At 32.0% G+C, this 17,480-nt stretch carries 14 protein-coding genes and 2 tRNA genes; 9 read left to right on the forward strand and 7 right to left on the reverse strand.

Going from position 1 to position 17,480, the window contains the following annotated elements; translation table 11 throughout:
• Positions 1-44: 44 nt before the first annotated feature.
• The 4 genes from ACJBCC_RS00130 (at position 45) to ACJBCC_RS00145 (ending at position 2,947) form a co-directional block, all read left to right on the forward strand.
• Positions 45-1,163, forward strand: coding sequence for an OmpH family outer membrane protein (locus ACJBCC_RS00130; RefSeq protein WP_299098827.1), 1,119 nt, complete (start codon positions 45-47; stop codon positions 1,161-1,163).
• Positions 1,164-1,221: 58 nt separating this feature from the next.
• Complete coding sequence (locus ACJBCC_RS00135; RefSeq protein ID WP_299098829.1) at positions 1,222-1,722, forward strand: OmpH family outer membrane protein; 501 nt, start codon at positions 1,222-1,224, stop codon at positions 1,720-1,722.
• Positions 1,723-1,786: 64 nt separating this feature from the next.
• On the forward strand, positions 1,787-2,566 hold the full coding sequence (gene murI / locus ACJBCC_RS00140) for a glutamate racemase (RefSeq protein ID WP_407556074.1): 780 nt from the start codon (positions 1,787-1,789) through the stop codon (positions 2,564-2,566).
• Between the two features lie 33 nt (positions 2,567-2,599).
• Positions 2,600-2,947, forward strand: a complete 348-nt coding sequence (locus ACJBCC_RS00145) for a GTPase (protein ID WP_407556075.1) — start codon at positions 2,600-2,602, stop codon at positions 2,945-2,947.
• A 6-nt stretch (positions 2,948-2,953) separates the two neighbouring features.
• Here the strand turns inward: ACJBCC_RS00145 and ACJBCC_RS00150 are convergent, their stop codons facing one another.
• The 5 genes from ACJBCC_RS00150 to ACJBCC_RS00170 form a co-directional block, all read right to left on the reverse strand.
• Positions 2,954-3,466: a gamma carbonic anhydrase family protein gene (locus tag ACJBCC_RS00150; RefSeq protein ID WP_299098836.1), complete on the reverse strand. Its 513-nt coding sequence runs from the start codon at positions 3,464-3,466 to the stop codon at positions 2,954-2,956.
• Between the two features lie 129 nt (positions 3,467-3,595).
• Positions 3,596-3,790, reverse strand: a complete 195-nt coding sequence (rpsU, locus tag ACJBCC_RS00155) for a 30S ribosomal protein S21 (protein ID WP_008269492.1) — start codon at positions 3,788-3,790, stop codon at positions 3,596-3,598.
• 100 nt (positions 3,791-3,890) lie between these two features.
• A complete protein-coding gene (locus ACJBCC_RS00160) occupies positions 3,891-4,754 on the reverse strand; it encodes an RNA polymerase sigma factor RpoD/SigA (protein ID WP_157362674.1) in 864 nt (287 codons plus the stop codon).
• Positions 4,755-4,870: 116 nt separating this feature from the next.
• Positions 4,871-7,576 carry an AsmA-like C-terminal region-containing protein gene (locus ACJBCC_RS00165; RefSeq protein WP_407556076.1) on the reverse strand — a complete coding sequence of 902 codons (2,706 nt, stop codon included), beginning with the start codon at positions 7,574-7,576 and terminating at the stop codon, positions 4,871-4,873.
• 110 nt (positions 7,577-7,686) lie between these two features.
• Positions 7,687-8,391 (reverse strand): queuosine precursor transporter, encoded by a 705-nt coding sequence (locus tag ACJBCC_RS00170; protein ID WP_407556077.1) that lies wholly within the window; start codon positions 8,389-8,391, stop codon positions 7,687-7,689.
• Positions 8,392-8,463: 72 nt separating this feature from the next.
• Here ACJBCC_RS00170 and folK point away from each other — a divergent pair, with 72 nt between their 5' ends.
• The gene (gene folK, locus ACJBCC_RS00175) at positions 8,464-9,612 is read left to right on the forward strand and encodes a 2-amino-4-hydroxy-6-hydroxymethyldihydropteridine diphosphokinase (protein WP_407556078.1); all 1,149 of its coding nucleotides are present in this window, start codon (positions 8,464-8,466) and stop codon (positions 9,610-9,612) included.
• 211 nt (positions 9,613-9,823) lie between these two features.
• On the opposite strand, the gene ACJBCC_RS00180 is transcribed toward folK, so the two are convergent.
• Together ACJBCC_RS00180 and ACJBCC_RS00185 are read right to left on the reverse strand one after the other, a co-directional pair.
• Positions 9,824-10,483, reverse strand: a complete 660-nt coding sequence (locus tag ACJBCC_RS00180) for a class I SAM-dependent methyltransferase (protein ID WP_407556079.1) — start codon at positions 10,481-10,483, stop codon at positions 9,824-9,826.
• Positions 10,484-10,571: 88 nt separating this feature from the next.
• Complete coding sequence (locus ACJBCC_RS00185) at positions 10,572-11,129, reverse strand: RNA methyltransferase (RefSeq protein ID WP_407556080.1); 558 nt, start codon at positions 11,127-11,129, stop codon at positions 10,572-10,574.
• Between the two features lie 220 nt (positions 11,130-11,349).
• On the opposite strand from ACJBCC_RS00185, the gene mutS reads away from it, so the two are divergent.
• From mutS to ACJBCC_RS00205, 4 genes are all read left to right on the forward strand, one after another.
• On the forward strand, positions 11,350-13,962 hold the full coding sequence (mutS, locus tag ACJBCC_RS00190; RefSeq protein ID WP_407556081.1) for a DNA mismatch repair protein MutS: 2,613 nt from the start codon (positions 11,350-11,352) through the stop codon (positions 13,960-13,962).
• A 95-nt stretch (positions 13,963-14,057) separates the two neighbouring features.
• A tRNA-Gly gene (locus tag ACJBCC_RS00195) sits at positions 14,058-14,129 on the forward strand.
• A 48-nt stretch (positions 14,130-14,177) separates the two neighbouring features.
• Positions 14,178-14,261 (forward strand) — tRNA-Leu (locus tag ACJBCC_RS00200).
• A 296-nt stretch (positions 14,262-14,557) separates the two neighbouring features.
• On the forward strand, positions 14,558-17,362 hold the full coding sequence (locus ACJBCC_RS00205; RefSeq protein ID WP_299098851.1) for a triple tyrosine motif-containing protein: 2,805 nt from the start codon (positions 14,558-14,560) through the stop codon (positions 17,360-17,362).
• The last annotated feature ends 118 nt before the right edge of the window (positions 17,363-17,480 follow it).

Consider the following 17,480-nt stretch of genomic DNA (forward strand, 5'->3'; position numbering starts at 1 on the left):
TTAAACTATAAAAATTTAATGTTACGACAAAAATGTCTCAAAACATGAAAACAAAAATGATGAATTTTAAAGTTCTTTTTTTATTAGTAATTATAAGTTTCTTTGGCTTTAATGCAAATGCACAACGAGGTGTTAGAATAGGATATATTGATACAGAGTATATCTTGCAAAATGTACCAGAGTATCAAGAAGCTTCTGCGCAATTAGATAAAAAGGTATTAGGATGGAAATCTGAAATAGAATCAAAACTAAATGTCATTGCTCAAAAGAAAAAGGAGTTAGATAACGAAAGTGTTCTTTTAACGAAAGAGTTATATGACGAACGTTATGAAGATATCACTTATGAAGAAGCAGAGGTTTTAGATTATCAACAAAAGCGATTTGGACCAAATGGCGATTTAATGATACAGAAGCGTCAATTGATTGAGCCCATTCAAGATCAGATTTTTGCAGCTGTACAAGATATAGCAGAAACAGGTAAATATGATTTTGTGTTTGATAAATCAGCAGATGTTGTAATGCTATATTCAGCAGATCGCTATGATATTAGTGAGCGTGTTTTAAAAACGATTACAAGATCATCTAAACGCTCGCAAGCCAAAAGTAAAAAAGAACGTAAGGCTTTAGAGGAGGAGGAAGTTGTACCAGAAGTAAGTGAAGGTAAAGATGAACGTCAAAAAGCATTAGAAGAGCGTAAAGCTAAGCGTGAAGAACAATTGGCAGCAGCAAGAGCAGAGCGTGAAAAAGCAGCAGAGGAAAGAAAAATAGCTCAGCAAGAATTAAGAGATAAAAAGAAAAAGGAAGCAGAAGAACGTCGCCAGAGTGCAATTGATAAGAGAAACGCGAGAACTGAAGCTGTAAATAAAAATACTGACACGAAAAAGGATTCGATATCAGATAAAAGTAAATCAGCAGTAAAAGTAGATAGTACCATGGCAAAAGGAATCGTTAAGAAAGATTCTTTGAGCGGCAAGACACCTAAAACACCAGCTGAAATAGCAGAAGCAAAACGTCTGCAAAAAATAAAAGAAAGAGAAGCACGCCAAAAAGCGTTAGAAGATAGAAAAAAGAAAATTTTAGAAGACCGTAAAAAAGCGAGAGAAGAACGTGAGAGGCAAGTTAGAAAGAATGACTCTATCGCTAAGGCTAAGAAAAATGACTAAATAGTAAACAAACAACAAACAATAAATAATTTATAACACACAAATACACTTTAGAAAAATGAAACATTTAAAAACATTATTATTTGCAGCAGTACTTTTTATTGGAGCTACTAGTTTTACATCAGCACAAAGTAAAATTGCACATATAAATAAGCAAGAGCTAATTAAGGCGATGCCAGAATATGCTTCAGCTCAAGCTGAGATTGAAAAATTAGGTAAAACCTATGAGGCAGAAATTCAAGGTTCTTACAAAGAATTAGACGCTAAATATAAGCAGTACAACTTAGAGGCAGAATCTAAGACGGAAGAAGAAAACTTAGCACGTATGCAAGAAGTTGAAACAATGAAGCAAAGTTTAGGTCAATACCAACAACAAGCGCAAAAGCAATTGCAAGAGAAAGAATTTAATCTTTTAAAGCCAATAGTAGAAAAGGCAGATAACGCTATCAAAGCAGTAGCTAAAGCTCAAGGTTTTCAATACGTTGTAGATGAAGCAATGCTTATCGTTGCAGATGGTAAAGATATCATGGCAGATGTAAAAAAGCAATTAGGAATGTAATCCTAAATTAAAATAAATAATTAGAAAGTCGCTTATTGTTAAGCGACTTTTTATTTTTGTAATAATGAGCAAAAAACCTATTGGTATATTCGATTCTGGAATTGGTGGTACATCTATCTTCAAAGAAATCCATGCCTTGTTACCAAACGAGAATTGTTTTTATTTGGCAGATAGTAAAAATGCACCTTATGGAGATAAGTCTAAGGACCAAATACTTCAACTCAGTATTAAAAACACAGAATATTTAATAGCTAAAGAGTGCAAAATTATTGTAGTTGCCTGTAATACAGCTACAACAAATGCTATAAATTATTTAAGGGAAAATTACAATATTCCATTTATAGGTATAGAACCAGCTATTAAGCCAGCTGCCTTAAATACACAGACTAAAGCAGTTGGTATTTTAGCGACTAAAGGAACACTAAGCAGTCAGCTTTTTCATAAAACTACGGACTTGTATGCTTCAGGAATAAAAGTGATAGAACAAGTTGGTGAAGGTATTGTACCATTAATAGAAGAAGATAAAGTAGGTACAAAAGAAATGCTACTGCTTTTAGAAAAGTATTTAGAACCAATGTTAAAGCAGAATATAGATTATTTGGTTCTAGGATGCACACATTATCCTTACCTGATTCCTATGCTAACCAAAATGCTTCCTAGTACAGTTAAAATTATAGATTCTGGTCTTGCTGTAGCAAAACAAACACAATCTGTATTGTCTGCTCATAATTTATTGAATGATTCTGAAGTGAAACCAAATATCAATCTATTCTCCAACAGTAATGTGGCAGTTTTAAATTCTATTCTAGATCATAAATTCAATGCTTCTTTTTTGGAATTCTAGTAAGGAATTATCATATGGTTGCACTAAGGTAGCATGAAATTACTTTTTATTTACAATGCTAATTCTGGGAAATTAAACGCTTTGTTTGATGTAGGTCATAAATTAATTAGCCCTTCAACATATAATTGTCGCTTATGTACATTAACGCATGATGTGTTTTCAGAAAACTCAACCTGGAAAAATTTTAGATCTCAAAGCCCTTTTGACATGGAGTTTTATCACAAAGATGAATTTGAATCTAAATTTCCAAACGTTAAGATGCTTTATCCTACAATTTTAAAATTAAATGGTAATGAAATTTCAACAGTTTTAAGTGCGGATGTGTTAAATGAAATTTCAGATATTGAAGTTCTAATAGAACGTTTAAAACAAAGTTTTTAAGTACTACTACTTAAACCAACCAGAGTATTTTACATAGTTGTTAGCAATTCTATCTATTTCCCCTGAGATCAATTCCTTACTAATGTCTTTAACTTTTTTTGCTGGTACACCAGCATAAATGCTTCCAGATTCTACAATTGTATTTTTCGTGACTACAGCACCTGCAGCAATGATACTGTTGCTTTCTATAATGCAATCGTCCATAATAATACTGCCCATACCAACAAGTACATTATCTTTAATGGTACAACCATGTACAATAGCATTATGTCCTATAGAAACATTATTACCAATGGTCGTAGGAGATTTTTCATAGGTAGCATGGATAACTGCACCATCTTGAATATTAACTTTATTACCCATCTTTATAAAATGAACATCGCCTCGTATTACAGCATTAAACCAAACACTACATTGTTCTCCTAGGGAGACTTCTCCAACTATAGTTGCATTTTCAGCAACGTAACAATCTTCAGGGATTTGAGGTTGTTTTCCTCTAACAGCTTTAATAATTGGCATATAAAATTATGATTTTAAATTTTTAGCACTTCAAGATAAAATGAAATGTTTAGAAAAACTGAAATTAAAGCATAAAAAAAGAGTAGCACAAAGGCTACTCTTTTATAAAAACTTTATAAATGAGAAAAACTATACGTTTTCAGCGTCTCTTAAACCCTGAATATATTCAGCTTTCTGAATTTCTCTTCTTCTCTTTACAGAAGGCTTAGTGAAATAACGAGACTCTCTAAGGTTTTGCATAATTTGCACATTTCTGTGTTTACGCTTATAACGCTTAAGTGCACGTTCTATATTTTCTCCTTCTTTGATTTCGATTTTAATCATTATCGATATATTTTTGTTAACTAATTCTTGCAAATGGTCGGCAAATATATGCTAACTATTTGAGAATAAAAAATTAAATTAATGTTTTAGATATTTATTTTTAACCTAAATACGTTTTTAAGATTTTACTCTTACTTGCATGTCTTAATCTACGGATACCTTTTTCTCTAATTTGTCTAACTCTTTCTCTGGTTAAATCATAGATACTTCCAATTTCTTCTAAAGTCATTGGTGGTTGATCGCCTATTCCAAAGTTTAAACGAATAACATCACTTTCCTTTTGAGTTAACGTCTCTAATGCACGTTCTACTTCTGTATTTAAAGATTCTTTCATTAAATCTTTATCAGGTCTTGGTGATTCGCCAGAACTAACTACATCATATAAACTAAACGTTTCGCCATCTTTTAATGGTGCATCCATTGATAGGTGACGTCCTGAATTTTTCATAGACTGCTTTACCTCACGTTCGCTAATGTCTAACTCACGTGCAATCTCATCTGCATTAGGTGGTCTTTGGTTTATTTGCTCTAAGTGAGAAAATGCCTTATTAATCTTATTAATTGTACCAATTTTATTTAATGGTAAACGTACAATACGCGATTGTTCTGCTAAAGCTTGTAAAATAGCTTGTCTAATCCACCATACAGCATAAGAAATAAACTTAAAACCTCTAGTTTCATCAAAACGTTTAGCTGCTTTTACTAAACCAGCATTACCTTCATTAATTAAATCTGGTAATTTTAATCCTTGATTTTGGTATTGTTTTGCAACAGATACAACAAACCTTAAGTTGGCTGTTGTTAATTTGTCTAATGCTGCTTGATCACCGTTTCTGATAAGTTGTGCTAACTCCACTTCTTCATCTGCGGTAATCAATGGAATTTTACTAATGTCTTGTAGATATTTATCTAAAGACTTATCTTCTCTATTGGTTACCTGCTTGGTGATTTTTAACTGCCTCATATATACTTTTTAATATTTAGTGAACCTACATTATAACGTAATAATTAAGAATTCCAAATTATTTAATGATTATTAACTTATTTTTATAAAATAAATGCAATTTTAACGATTAACGGTTAGTTTTTGGTGGAATCTTGTGCTTTTGAGTCTTCAGTTTTCTTTTTGCCTCCTAGAAGACCACCCAAAATATTACTTACGCCCTCTTTAACTTTATCAGTTGCTTCTTGCTTTGTAGTTTCTTCTTTTGTGGGTGTATCAGTAGTTGTAGAGTCGGTTTCTTTGGTATTTGTATTTCCGCCTAAAAGTCCGCCTATTAAATCGGTAACCTTATCTTTTCCTGTGTTAATTAATTTTTGTTTTTCAATCTCAATTAATTGCTTTGTTAAGTTGGTAACACCAGAAGTTAAATCCGTCTGTATATTAGGACTAGTAAATGTACCACCAATATTAGCCGTAACCGGAATGGTTAAATTAGTCACTTCGCTATCATCAATCTTACCTATTAACTGATTAACATCACTACCTAAATACTTTGCTGGTACTTGAAGTACTGCATTATAATTCATGGTGTTTGAAAAACTATGAGAACCAGAAACTTCAATAGGAATGTCCTTATAATTTATGGTAAATGGTTTTACAGACACTTGTCCGTTTTCAAAACTTAATTTTGTTTTAAGGTCTTTAAGGTCTTTAAGGTCTAATTTATTGAAATCTATAAAATCTAATTTACTATCTAAATTAGAAAGTAGTGGACTACTATCAGCATCAATATTATTAGTTAATATATCTGCGATAGCACTACCAGAAATAGAACTTAAATCTGGCGAAAAACTACTGTCTAATAAACCGCTAACATCTATTGTAGAATTTAATTTTCCTTGTAATACTTTGGCAATTGGTGCTAAAGCTTTTAACATATCTAAATCTTTAAAGGATTGAGAAATATCAAAATTTTGCATGGCTAAACTCATATCAAAAGCAGGTTGAGCCTCTTTTGTAGATACATTACCAGATAATCCTAATTGACCATTAAAAATATCAGTAGTCATGTTTTTAAGGGTTGCAGTTTGGTCTTTTATTAATAACTGTCCTTTTACATTTTTTAGATTTAAATTATCATAAATAACTGTTTTTGCATTAGCTGTTATGGTACAATCTAAAAAATCTGGAATCTTCAACGATTCGGTTGTTGATGTGGTTTCAGAAGGTGTTTTATTTGTATCTGTTGTTTCAGCTGATGGTTCTTCCTCGGACATAAAATCTGAAAGCGCAAACGTGTTAGAAGTCAAGTTAAAATTTCCTTCTAATTTTTTGTCGCTTAACAAAAAACCTAATAAATTATTAATGGTTCCTGTGGCTGAAAAATCACTTTTTCCGGTTAATGCATCAAAACTATTTAGACTTACCGTTCCTGGTTTAAAAGATAAATCCGCTGTATTTATTTGCACAGGATTTATAATGTCTTCCGAAGAAAATATAAAATTACTCATCGACACATTACCTGTGTTTTTAATACGTTGGTAAGCATTAGTTTCAAGAGCATTCATATCAAAAGAGGTATTGATGTTTGCTTTTAAAATACCACTCAATTCATCTTCTAATTCAACAGGATACGCTTTAGTAATGTTTGCTAAATTTAAAACACCATCGAGTTTAGCATCGATTTGTTGATTTGTAGTTAGGTTTTTTACATGAATTTCGGACTTAAAAGAATCGTCATCAATCTGAAAATTAAGCTTATCAATATTTACAAATGTATCATCAATATTTCCAGTTGTGTTTTTTACAGAGGCATCAATGGCAATATTTCTGACACTTTTTGGAAGGTCTGGATATTTAAAAGATGCATTAGTTGAGTTTAAATTAATATCCAAAGTGGGAATTGTTTCTTCTGAAACCAATCCTTTTATAATTCCATTTACGGTAAAGTTTCCTGTGGTGCTTACATTCTCAACATCCTTAGCATAAGCTTTTGGTATTACTGCTAAAAAATCTTTAAATGAAGCTTCCGGATTTTTAAACGTAATATCCATTTGTTGTCCGGCTTCAACCATTTGTATATAACCATCAAACTCTAAAGGCAATGCGTTTATATAACCTTTATTTTCTTTAAAGGTGTATTTTTCTTGTTCTAAATCTAAATCTATAAGCGCATCTAATTTTATGCTGTTATTGCTTAAATATTCAATGCTATCCATTGCAAAAGTTATGTTTGCTTCTGTGTTGGTGTCTAATTGCGAAGTACCACCAGAGAAAATACCTGTTCCGTCGTGATTAATTTCTGTGAGGTAAAATTTTAAATCGGAAGTGTCATCTATATATGTAAAAGCGCTATTATTTAATTCGTAATGGTCTATGTCAAAACTAAAACCTGCAGCACTCTCTGTTTCTGTTGTCGTGGTTGTTTCTGCTGTATCACTTTCTTTTACAATATCATAGTTTACAGCACCTGTTTTATTGGTTTTTATAACTAGCAGAAGCTCGTCTGCTATGATTTCGTTAATTTCTAAAGGGTCTTCTGTGCCGTTTAATAATTGAGTCATTCCCATTTCAAACGATAATGATTTTGCAATCACTAAGTTTTCGCCCTCAAAAGGTGCTCTGTTTGTAATTTTTAAATTTTCTACGCTCACTTCGGCTTTAGGAAAACTACTAATTAAGCTCAAGCTAATATCATCAAAGGATAAGTCTGCGTCTAAATTTTCATCGGCATAATTCTGAACAATAGTGTCGATTTTAGATTCTAAAACAAATGGTATAGCGATAAGAATTGCAATGAAAATAAGTAAAACAATTCCGATAATTTTTAAAAATTTCTTCATAAGGTTTTATTGTGCTTTTAAACAGCGTCTTTATATGATATACGCAAATTTCTGTATAAAAGTTGCTGCGGTTGTCAAGTTTAAGAAGATTTTAATGTTTTGTTTAACCGTTACAGTAAATTTATTTCCTCATTTACTTTTAGTTTAAAACGTTTTTTAAATAGAAACACACCAAGGTATAAAAATGGTGTATCTAAAAATGCAATTAAAACTTTGAACAGAAAGCCGCTAATAAGTAAGCCTTTAAAGTTTTCCCATGGTATAATTCCGAAACTACACAGTAAAATAAGTATAGTAAAAGTGTCTACAAATTGCGAAAACCATGTAGAAAAATTATTACGAAGCCACAGATGTTTGCCTTTGGTTAAGCGTTTCCAGAAATGATAAATCTGAATATCTACAAATTGCGCAAACAAATAAGTAACCATACTCGCAAAAACAGCGAGCGATGTGTTACCAAACACCAATTTAAATGTGCTGTCGTCTACATAAGACCACGTTGTGGCTGGAACGTTTGAAGCTGTGTAAATAATTAATAACGAGAATAATGACGCAAATATACCCAGAACCACAATGTCATTGGCGCGTTTTTTACCATAAATCTCACTGATTAAATCTGTAATAAGAAATGTGATAGGATACGGTAAAATACCCACTGAAATTTCGAATAATTTAGAGCCAAATATTTCAATATCAAAAGGATGCCAATAAAAGAATTTTTGAAAAATTAAATTTGAAACAACCAATGATGTGATAAAAAGTCCACCAAGTAAGAAGTAAATACGTTGTGCTAAAAGCTTGTCTTTTAATGACATTGAAAATGGTTAATAAATAGTTTCCGTAAAGGTAAAGTTATAAAAATTGTTTTAGTTATTTTGTTGATTCAAATGAAACCGACCAAAATCACTCACATAGCATTAGGAAGTAATAAAGGCAACAAATTGCAATATTTGCAAGCTGCTGTAGATGCTATATTTGAAAAAATTGGTGCGGTAAAAAAGATTTCTAAAGTTTATAAAACACCAGCCTTAGGCTTTGAAGGCGATGATTTTTATAATGCCTGTATCATTGTAGAAACCGAATATAGACCAAAGAAAGTTCTAAAATTACTTCAAACAATTGAAGTAGAATTAGGACGAGAAACTAAATCATCAGACGGTTATGCATCGCGAGAAATAGATTTAGATATCTTATTTTTTGAAGATGAGATTATAGACGAAAAAACCTTAGTGATTCCGCATCCACATTTACAACATCGTAAATTTGTACTGCAACCACTTTTAGATATTGCGAAAGATTTTAAACATCCTATTTTAGATAGGACGATAGAACTATTATTGACTGAATGTATTGATGAATCTGAAATAGAGCCGATAAATATCTGGCTTAAAAATCCAAGAAAATCTTACAGCTTTACCAATTACAATTATATTGCCATTGAAGGAAATATTGGTGCCGGAAAAACAAGTTTAACGAATAAGATTTCTCAAGATTTTAATGCAAAACTTATTTTAGAACGTTTTGCAGATAATCCTTTTCTGCCAAAATTCTATAAAAATCCAGAACGTTACGCTTTTACCTTAGAAATGTCTTTTTTGGCAGACCGTTTTCAGCAAATCAGTGATGATTTATCGCAATTAGATTTGTTCAAAGATTTTATGGTTAGTGATTATGATGTAAACAAGTCCCTTATATTCTCTAAGATAACCTTGCCAGAAGACGAATTTAGGTTGTATAGAAAACTATTTTACCAAGTATATAAGGATATTGCAAAACCAGATTTGTATGTGTATCTCTATCAAAACACGGAGCGTTTACAACGGAATATTAAAAAACGCGGACGCAACTACGAGAAAGACATAAAGGACGATTATCTTAAAAAAATAAATTCAGGATACTTAGACTTTTTAAAAAGTCAGCCAGAAATGAATGTGAAAATCATTGATATATCAGATAAGGACTTCGTGAAGCATCGTGAAGATTATTTGTGGTTGTTGGGCGAGATTAATGCGGCTTCCATTAGCAGTGAGACGTAATTAGTTGGAAGTGTAAAGTTGGAAGTGTAAAGTTCAAAGTAGGAAGTAAATAGTGTGAAGTCCTTGTTGTCATTGACTGCGTCGAACCACTTCGTTAGGTTTCCGAAATGAGGCACGATTGAGGAATCTCATCATCATCATCATCAATATAATGATTCATACAAATCAAGAACAATGTGATTTCTCGCTTTCGCTCGAAATGACAGAAACTTTAATCAATTATATAAAGTGTAGTCACAATAATCCCATTATTACCCGCTGGAATTATTTCAATTAAAATTTTCGATTCTTTTGCTTTCAAATTAAATGGCGCAGCCAACACATCAACACCACTTTGTTTTTTAATTCTTATCCCTTGACCTGAAATAATATCTTTATTCGATTCAAAATTTCCAATAGGTACATGTTCTGTAAGGATTACGTATTTATAATTTTGCAATTTCTCAACCACGTTTTGAATCTCATCATTGGATAAATGTTGCAAGACTTGTCTAAGTATGATGCAATCGGCTTTTGGTAATTCGTCTTCCACAATATCTAGGCAATGAAACTCTAAATGGTCAGCCTTAAATAGTTTTTTGTTGCGTTCAATGAGATTGTCTACAATATCAATTCCGATGTATTTTTTAGTGTATTGAGTTAGTTGATTCCCAATATTAAAATCGCCACAACCCAAATCGCAAACCGTTAGCGCATTATTGTGCGCTTTTAAAAACGAAGAAACACACTCTATATAAGGTGTAACAATTTCAGCATCATGAGAACCTGAACCCGAATAAAAATCAAAGTCTTTTCCGCCCCAAAGATGCAAATCATAGACTTGTTGCATAGCGTCTTTTGTAGGCCAAGGTGTCTTTGTTTTCTTTTTCATGATTTGTCATTCCTGCGAAGGCAGGAATCTACTTGTTTTTGTTCTTAAGGTTATGGATTCCTGCCTGCGCAGGAATGACAGTTGAGTATTAGTTTGTGTTTTTAAGCTTACTAAACACATCCCAAATCACTACACCACAACTCACCGAAATATTTAAAGAATGTTTGGTGCCATATTGTGGAATTTCAATAACCACATCACTAGCGTCAACCACATCCTGAGCTACACCTTTCACTTCATTACCAAAAACAAAGGCATATTTTTGGTTGGGTTGAGGTTTAAAATCATTAAGCATCGTGGCATTTTCTGCTTGCTCTATAGAACAGATATTTACGTCTTCTGCTTTCAGTTTTTCAATCACATCTAAAGTGTGTTCTGCATATTCCCAATCCACTGTTTCCGTGCTTCCAAGAGCGGTTTTTCTAATGTCGTTATGCGGTGGTTGTGCTGTAATACCACAGAGGTAGATTTTTTCAATTAAAAAAGCATCACTCGTTCTAAACACAGAGCCAATATTATTTAAACTTCTAATATTATCTAGAATAATAATGATTGGCGATTTTTTAGCATCCTTAAATTCGGAAATTTCTAATCGGTCTAATTCTTCGTTTTTTAGTTTTCTGCTTATAGTATGCTTCTGTGACATCGAATATGTTTGTCATTCCTGCGAAGGCAGGAATCTATTTCTAATTAATTTCTTTTATGGATTCCTGCCTTCGCAGGAATGACAGCTTATTTCACTTATCAACAGCTGTAAATAACTTCTAGTCTTTCGGTTTTAATAAGCCTCAAAATATAAGTAATTTAGCAAACTTGCAATTTTGAAATAATTCAGCACAAAAGTATAATTTAAAACGCGATTACCATTGGCTAAAAAGGCAAAAAAAGTAACACCACTAATGAAACAGTATAATGCGATTAAGGTGAAATATCCTGATGCACTTTTACTGTTTAGAGTTGGCGATTTTTATGAAACTTTTGGAAGTGATGCCGTTAAGGCCTCAAAAATTTTAGATATTATTTTAACCAAGCGTGGTGCAGGTAGCGAAAGTGAAACCGAATTGGCTGGTTTTCCGCATCATTCTCTTAATACCTATTTGCCAAAATTGGTAAAAGCAGGAGAGCGCGTTGCTATTTGCGACCAATTAGAAGACCCAAAGCAGACCAAAACCATTGTAAAACGAGGCGTTACGGAATTAGTAACACCTGGTGTGGCTTTTAATGATGATATTCTACACTCTAAATCGAATAACTTTTTAGCGGCTGTTTATTTTGAAAAGCAACGTATTGGAATATCCTTTTTAGATATTTCAACAGGTGAGTTTTTAACGTCTCAAGGCAATGCGGAGTATATCGACAAGTTACTTCAGAATTTTAATCCGAGTGAAGTTTTAATTTCAAAACAAAGCCGAAAAGTGTTTTCTGAAACTTTCGGAACTGATTTTCATACCTTTTATTTGGAAGATTGGGTGTTTCAAGCTGATTATGCAAATGAAACTTTAACCAAGCATTTTAATACGAAAACGCTTAAAGGTTTTGGTATTGAGGATTTGTATGAAGGTATTATAGCTTCTGGTGTTGTACTTCATTATTTAGGAGAAACACGTCATAATAAATTAGAGCATATTGCAACCATTTCAAGAATTGCAACGGATGATTATGTGTGGATGGATAAATTCACGATTAGGAATCTAGAACTTTATAATTCTACCAATGCTAATGCCGTAACGTTAATCAATGTGATTGATAAAACGATTTCTGCCATGGGTGGACGAACCTTAAAACGTTGGTTGGCTTTACCTCTAAAACATGCCGAAAAAATAAAACAACGTCATGAAGTTGTTAAGTATTTATTGGAAAATGAAAGTGTACTTCAAGATATTCAAGGACAAATTAAGCATATAGGCGATATTGAACGCTTAATTTCAAAAATTGCAACGACTAAAGTGAGTCCTCGTGAAGTGATTCAACTTAAAAATTCTTTAGATGCTATTGTGCCTATAAAATCGGTTGCAGAAACTTGCGAGAATGAAGCCTTAAAAATATTAGGCGATAATTTGCATCGCTGTGATTTGCTTCGAGATAAAATAAAGGAAACTATAAACGAAGAAGCGCCAGTAAATATTTTAAAAGGGAATACGATTGCTGTTGGTTTTTCAGAAGAATTAGATGAATTACGAGGTTTATCTCAATCCGGAAAAACCTATTTAGATAATATGCTAACGCGCGAAAGTGAGCGCACAGGTATTACCTCTTTGAAAATAGCATCTAATAATGTTTTTGGCTATTATATTGAAGTTAGAAATGCTCATAAAGATAAAGTGCCAGAAGAATGGATACGTAAGCAAACACTAGTCAGTGCAGAGCGCTATATCACAGAAGAGCTTAAAGAATACGAAGCTAAAATATTGGGAGCTGAAGAACGTATTTTAGCCATTGAGCAGCAATTATTCGCCGATTTGGTGACTTGGATGCATCAGTTTATCATTTCGGTACAACAGAATGCACAGCTTATTGGGCAATTAGATTGTTTATGTGGTTTTGCAAGTTTGGCAAAAGCTAATAAATATGTCTATCCGCAAATAGATGATAGTTTCGATTTAGAAATAAAAGAAGGGCGTCATCCTGTTATAGAAAAGCAATTACCAATTGGTGAGCCTTATATTGCCAATGATGTGTTTTTAGATAGAGACGCGCAACAAATTATAATGATTACTGGGCCAAATATGTCTGGTAAATCGGCTATTTTAAGACAGACGGCTTTAATTGTACTCTTAGCGCAAATTGGAAGTTTTGTGCCAGCAGGAGAAGCGCGAATCGGTTTAGTGGATAAGATTTTCACTAGAGTAGGAGCGAGTGATAACATTTCAATGGGTGAATCTACGTTTATGGTAGAAATGAATGAGACGGCTTCAATTCTTAATAATATATCGGATAGAAGTTTGGTGCTTTTAGATGAAATAGGAAGAGGAACCAGTACCTACGATGGTATTTCAATTGCTTGGGCTATTAGTGAGTATTTACATGAGCATCAATCGAAACCAAAAACGTTATTTGCTACACATTACCATGAGTTAAATGAAATGACTGAAACTTTTGGTCGCATTAAAAACTTTAATGTTGCTGTAAAGGAATTAAAGGATAATGTGCTTTTTGTTCGAAAACTGGTAGAAGGTGGGAGCGAGCATAGTTTTGGAATTCATGTGGCAAAAATGGCGGGAATGCCGCAACAAGTGATTAGACGTGCTAATAAAATTTTATCTAAATTAGAGAAGTCACATTCGAGTGAAGAACTTACAGATAAGGTAAAAAGTATAAAAGACGATTTACAGTTAAGTTTCTTTAATTTAGATGATCCATTATTGGTTGAAATAAAAGATGAAATATTACATACTGATATTGATACACTTACGCCAGTGGAAGCCTTGATGAAACTCAATGAAATTAAGAGAATGTTGCTTAAGAAAAAGCAAGCTTAAAATTTTTTTAATTTATTTTTAAAAAAGGCTTTGCAATTCTAAGAAATATTATAAATTTGCATCCGCTTTGAAAGCGAAATTGTTCTTTAAAAACTGCGAAAGTAGCTCAGGGGTAGAGCATCACCTTGCCAAGGTGGAGGTCGTGGGTTCAAATCCCATCTTTCGCTCTATTCTTTAAAAAATATACCAATTTGATTACAGTCTGTAATCAAGATGCTGAAGTGGTGGAATTGGTAGACACGTTGGACTTAAAATCCAATGTCCATTAGGACGTACGGGTTCAAGTCCCGTCTTCAGTACAGATGAAAAGCCGAAAACGAAAGTTTTCGGCTTTTTTGGTTTTGCACTTTTCTATTTTTTTTGCAGTATTGCAAGTTCAAGAATAATGATCGTTTATTTAACATTGTAACTATAAGTTTTTGTTGTAGTTTTAATGTAATAGTCTTAGTTGTTCATGGTTATTATAACTATACTCTTTAATATACAAGCACTACAATTGCTACTACATCCTTTTATTTATCTATATTAGTACCTTAACAAAGGCAAAATATTAGTCTGACTACTTTGTTAAACACAAACTAATAATATAGAACTAATGGATATTATTAAATTTTATCTCTACACTTTTTTTGTTTTTATTTCATTTGCGACACAAGCTCAGGAATTTTCTCCCATACAAGTGTTTACTCCTCAAGATTATGGTGCTGAAGACCAAAATTGGGCTATATCTCAAGCTCAAAACAACTTTGTTTATGTCGCTAACAATAAAGGATTATTAGAGTTTAATGGAGCTTCATGGAATACATATAAGTCTCCAAATAATTCTATTTTACGATCAGTAAATGTTATTGAAGATCGCATATATACTGGTGGATATATGGATTTTGGTTATTGGTTAAGGGATAACAAAGGTTCTTTAAAGTACATATCGCTAAAGGGGAATTTAGAAACTAGTATTATACAAGACGAGGACTTTTGGGGTATTATTGATCTTGGTGAATTTGTTTTGTTCCAATCATTTGATCGGATTTATATTTATCAAGTTGAAAAGGGTAGTTTTTCAATTATAGAGTCGGACAAAAGAATTAATAAGATTTTTAAAGTTGATGAGGCTATTTATTATCAAATAATTGGAGAGGGAGTGTTTGAAATTATAAATGGAGAGCCTCGTTTAATTGTAGATGCCAATCAGATAGGTGATAATAAGCTAGTTAGCCTATTCAATTCTCACATTGGTCTTCTATTACAGACTGAAGAAAATGGTTTTTTTAAGCTTTCAGCTGATAAAGTTGAGAAATGGAATATTTCAGCAGATAGTTTATTATCAAACACGAGCGTTTATAGTAGTCTAAAACTGAAGAATGGCACATATATGCTAGGTACGATTTCTAAAGGTATAGTTCATCTAAATGCCTATGGAGATGTGTTGATGCAAATTGATCAAAATAGAGGTTTAAGTAATAACACAGTTTTGTCTATCGCAGAGGACGATTCAGGTAATATTTGGTTAGGTCTTGATAATGGCATAAATGTCATAAATATGAATTCGCCATTCAAAGTATATAAAGACAAACAAGGTAAAATAGGTACAGTGTATTGTGCTGCAGAAGTAAACGGCTATTTGTATTTAGGAACAAATCATGGATTATTTTATAAAACTATAGGGTCTAAAAATGAATTTAGTTTTATAAATGGTACTAAAGGGCAAGTGTGGAGTTTAACTATGATTAATAATGATTTGTTCTGCGGACATGATAAAGGAACATTTATTATTGACGGTGTTTCTGTTGAGAAAATCGCTAGCGAATTAGGGACTTGGGGAATTAAACAGATAGAGGGACGTCCTAACCTGTTAATTCAGGGTAATTATAAAGGTTTAAATATTCTTCAAAAAGTTAATGGGCAATGGCAATTTAGAAATAAAATTAAAGGTTTTGATATTTCATCAAGGTATTTTGAATTTCTGAATTCTTATGAGGTACTAATTAGCCATGAACATAAAGGTGTTTATGAAATTAAAATCGATAATGATTATTTAAGAGTTATTAATAATGATAAAATACCAGTAAAGGAAGGAGTAAAGTCAAGCATAGTTAAATACAATAATAGGATTTTATACAACACGCAAGATGGTGTGTATACGTATGAAGTAAATAATCAGGAGTTTAAAAGAGATTCAATTCTTAGTCAATTATTTAGTGGAGAAAAATACGTGTCAGGAAAGTTAATTTATGATATTGCTGATGGCAAACTCTGGGGTTTTTCTGCAAGTGGAATTATATATATTGAACCTGGGAAATTATCGAGTTTACCAAAAATTAATACAATTGTTATTTCAAGTGATGCGAGAAATACAAAATCGGCTTTCGAGAATATTTTGCATTTAGAAAATAACAATTATTTAATCGGAACAAAGGGAGGATATATAACTATGAATTTGGATAAGATTGGAAAGGATGTTTTGGATATTCATCTCAATAATGTCGATTGTGGTAAAACTTTAAATGATTTATCTGCTGTAGATTTGGGTTCCGTTGAAACTTTTATTAATAAAACTAATAATGTAAGGTTTAAGTATAGTGTTGCAAATTATAATCGTTTTACACCAACGATGTATCAATATAAATTAAGTGGTATATATGATAAATGGAGTGATTGGTCTTCTGAATCTGAGGTATTCTTTAAGAATTTACCACATGGAGAGTATACTTTTCAAGCTAGAGCGATGACTAATGGTATTATGTCAAATAATAGGATTACCTACGAGTTTGGTATTGAAAAACCCTGGTATCTAAAGCCCATGGCAATTATTTCTTATTTTTTGTTATCCTTACTTTTTATATATGTGCTTTATTACTTTAATAAAAAACATTACAAAAAAATTCAGATTAAACTTATTGAAAAAAAACAAAGGCAAATTGAGTTAGAACAACTTGAAAATCAGAGACAATTGATTCAATTTAAAAATAAAAATCTACAATTAGATATAGATAATAAAAATAGGGAACTTGGTATGGCTACTATGAATTTGGTAAAGCGTAACGAATTACTAAGTAATATAAAAAGTGACTTAACTAAGAGTACTTCACTGATGGAGGTTAAAAAAGTTATAAAAACCATCAACTCTAGCATTAATGATACGAGTAATTGGCATTTGTTTGAGGAAGCGTTCAATAATGTTGATAAGGATTTCATGAAACGCATAAAATTAATTCATCCAACAATTACCCCAAATGATTTAAGAATGTGTGCTTATTTAAGATTAAATCTTTCATCTAAAGAAATTGCGCCTTTACTTAATATTTCTCATAAGAGTGTAGAAGTTAAGCGTTACCGCCTAAGAAAAAAATTAGGATTGGATCATAATCAAAACTTATCAAATTATATCATTGAGCTTTAGAGCCTATACAACATTGTATTTTACCTATACATTACCTATACAATTGTGTTATCCTTGTCTTCTGACTAAGTAATTGTTAATTGTTGTTAAATCTTTTTTTGTTTTGAGAATACCATAA

This window comes from Winogradskyella sp. 4-2091 (assembly GCF_045765065.1).
In the GTDB taxonomy this organism is placed as follows: Bacteria; Bacteroidota; Bacteroidia; order Flavobacteriales; family Flavobacteriaceae; genus Winogradskyella.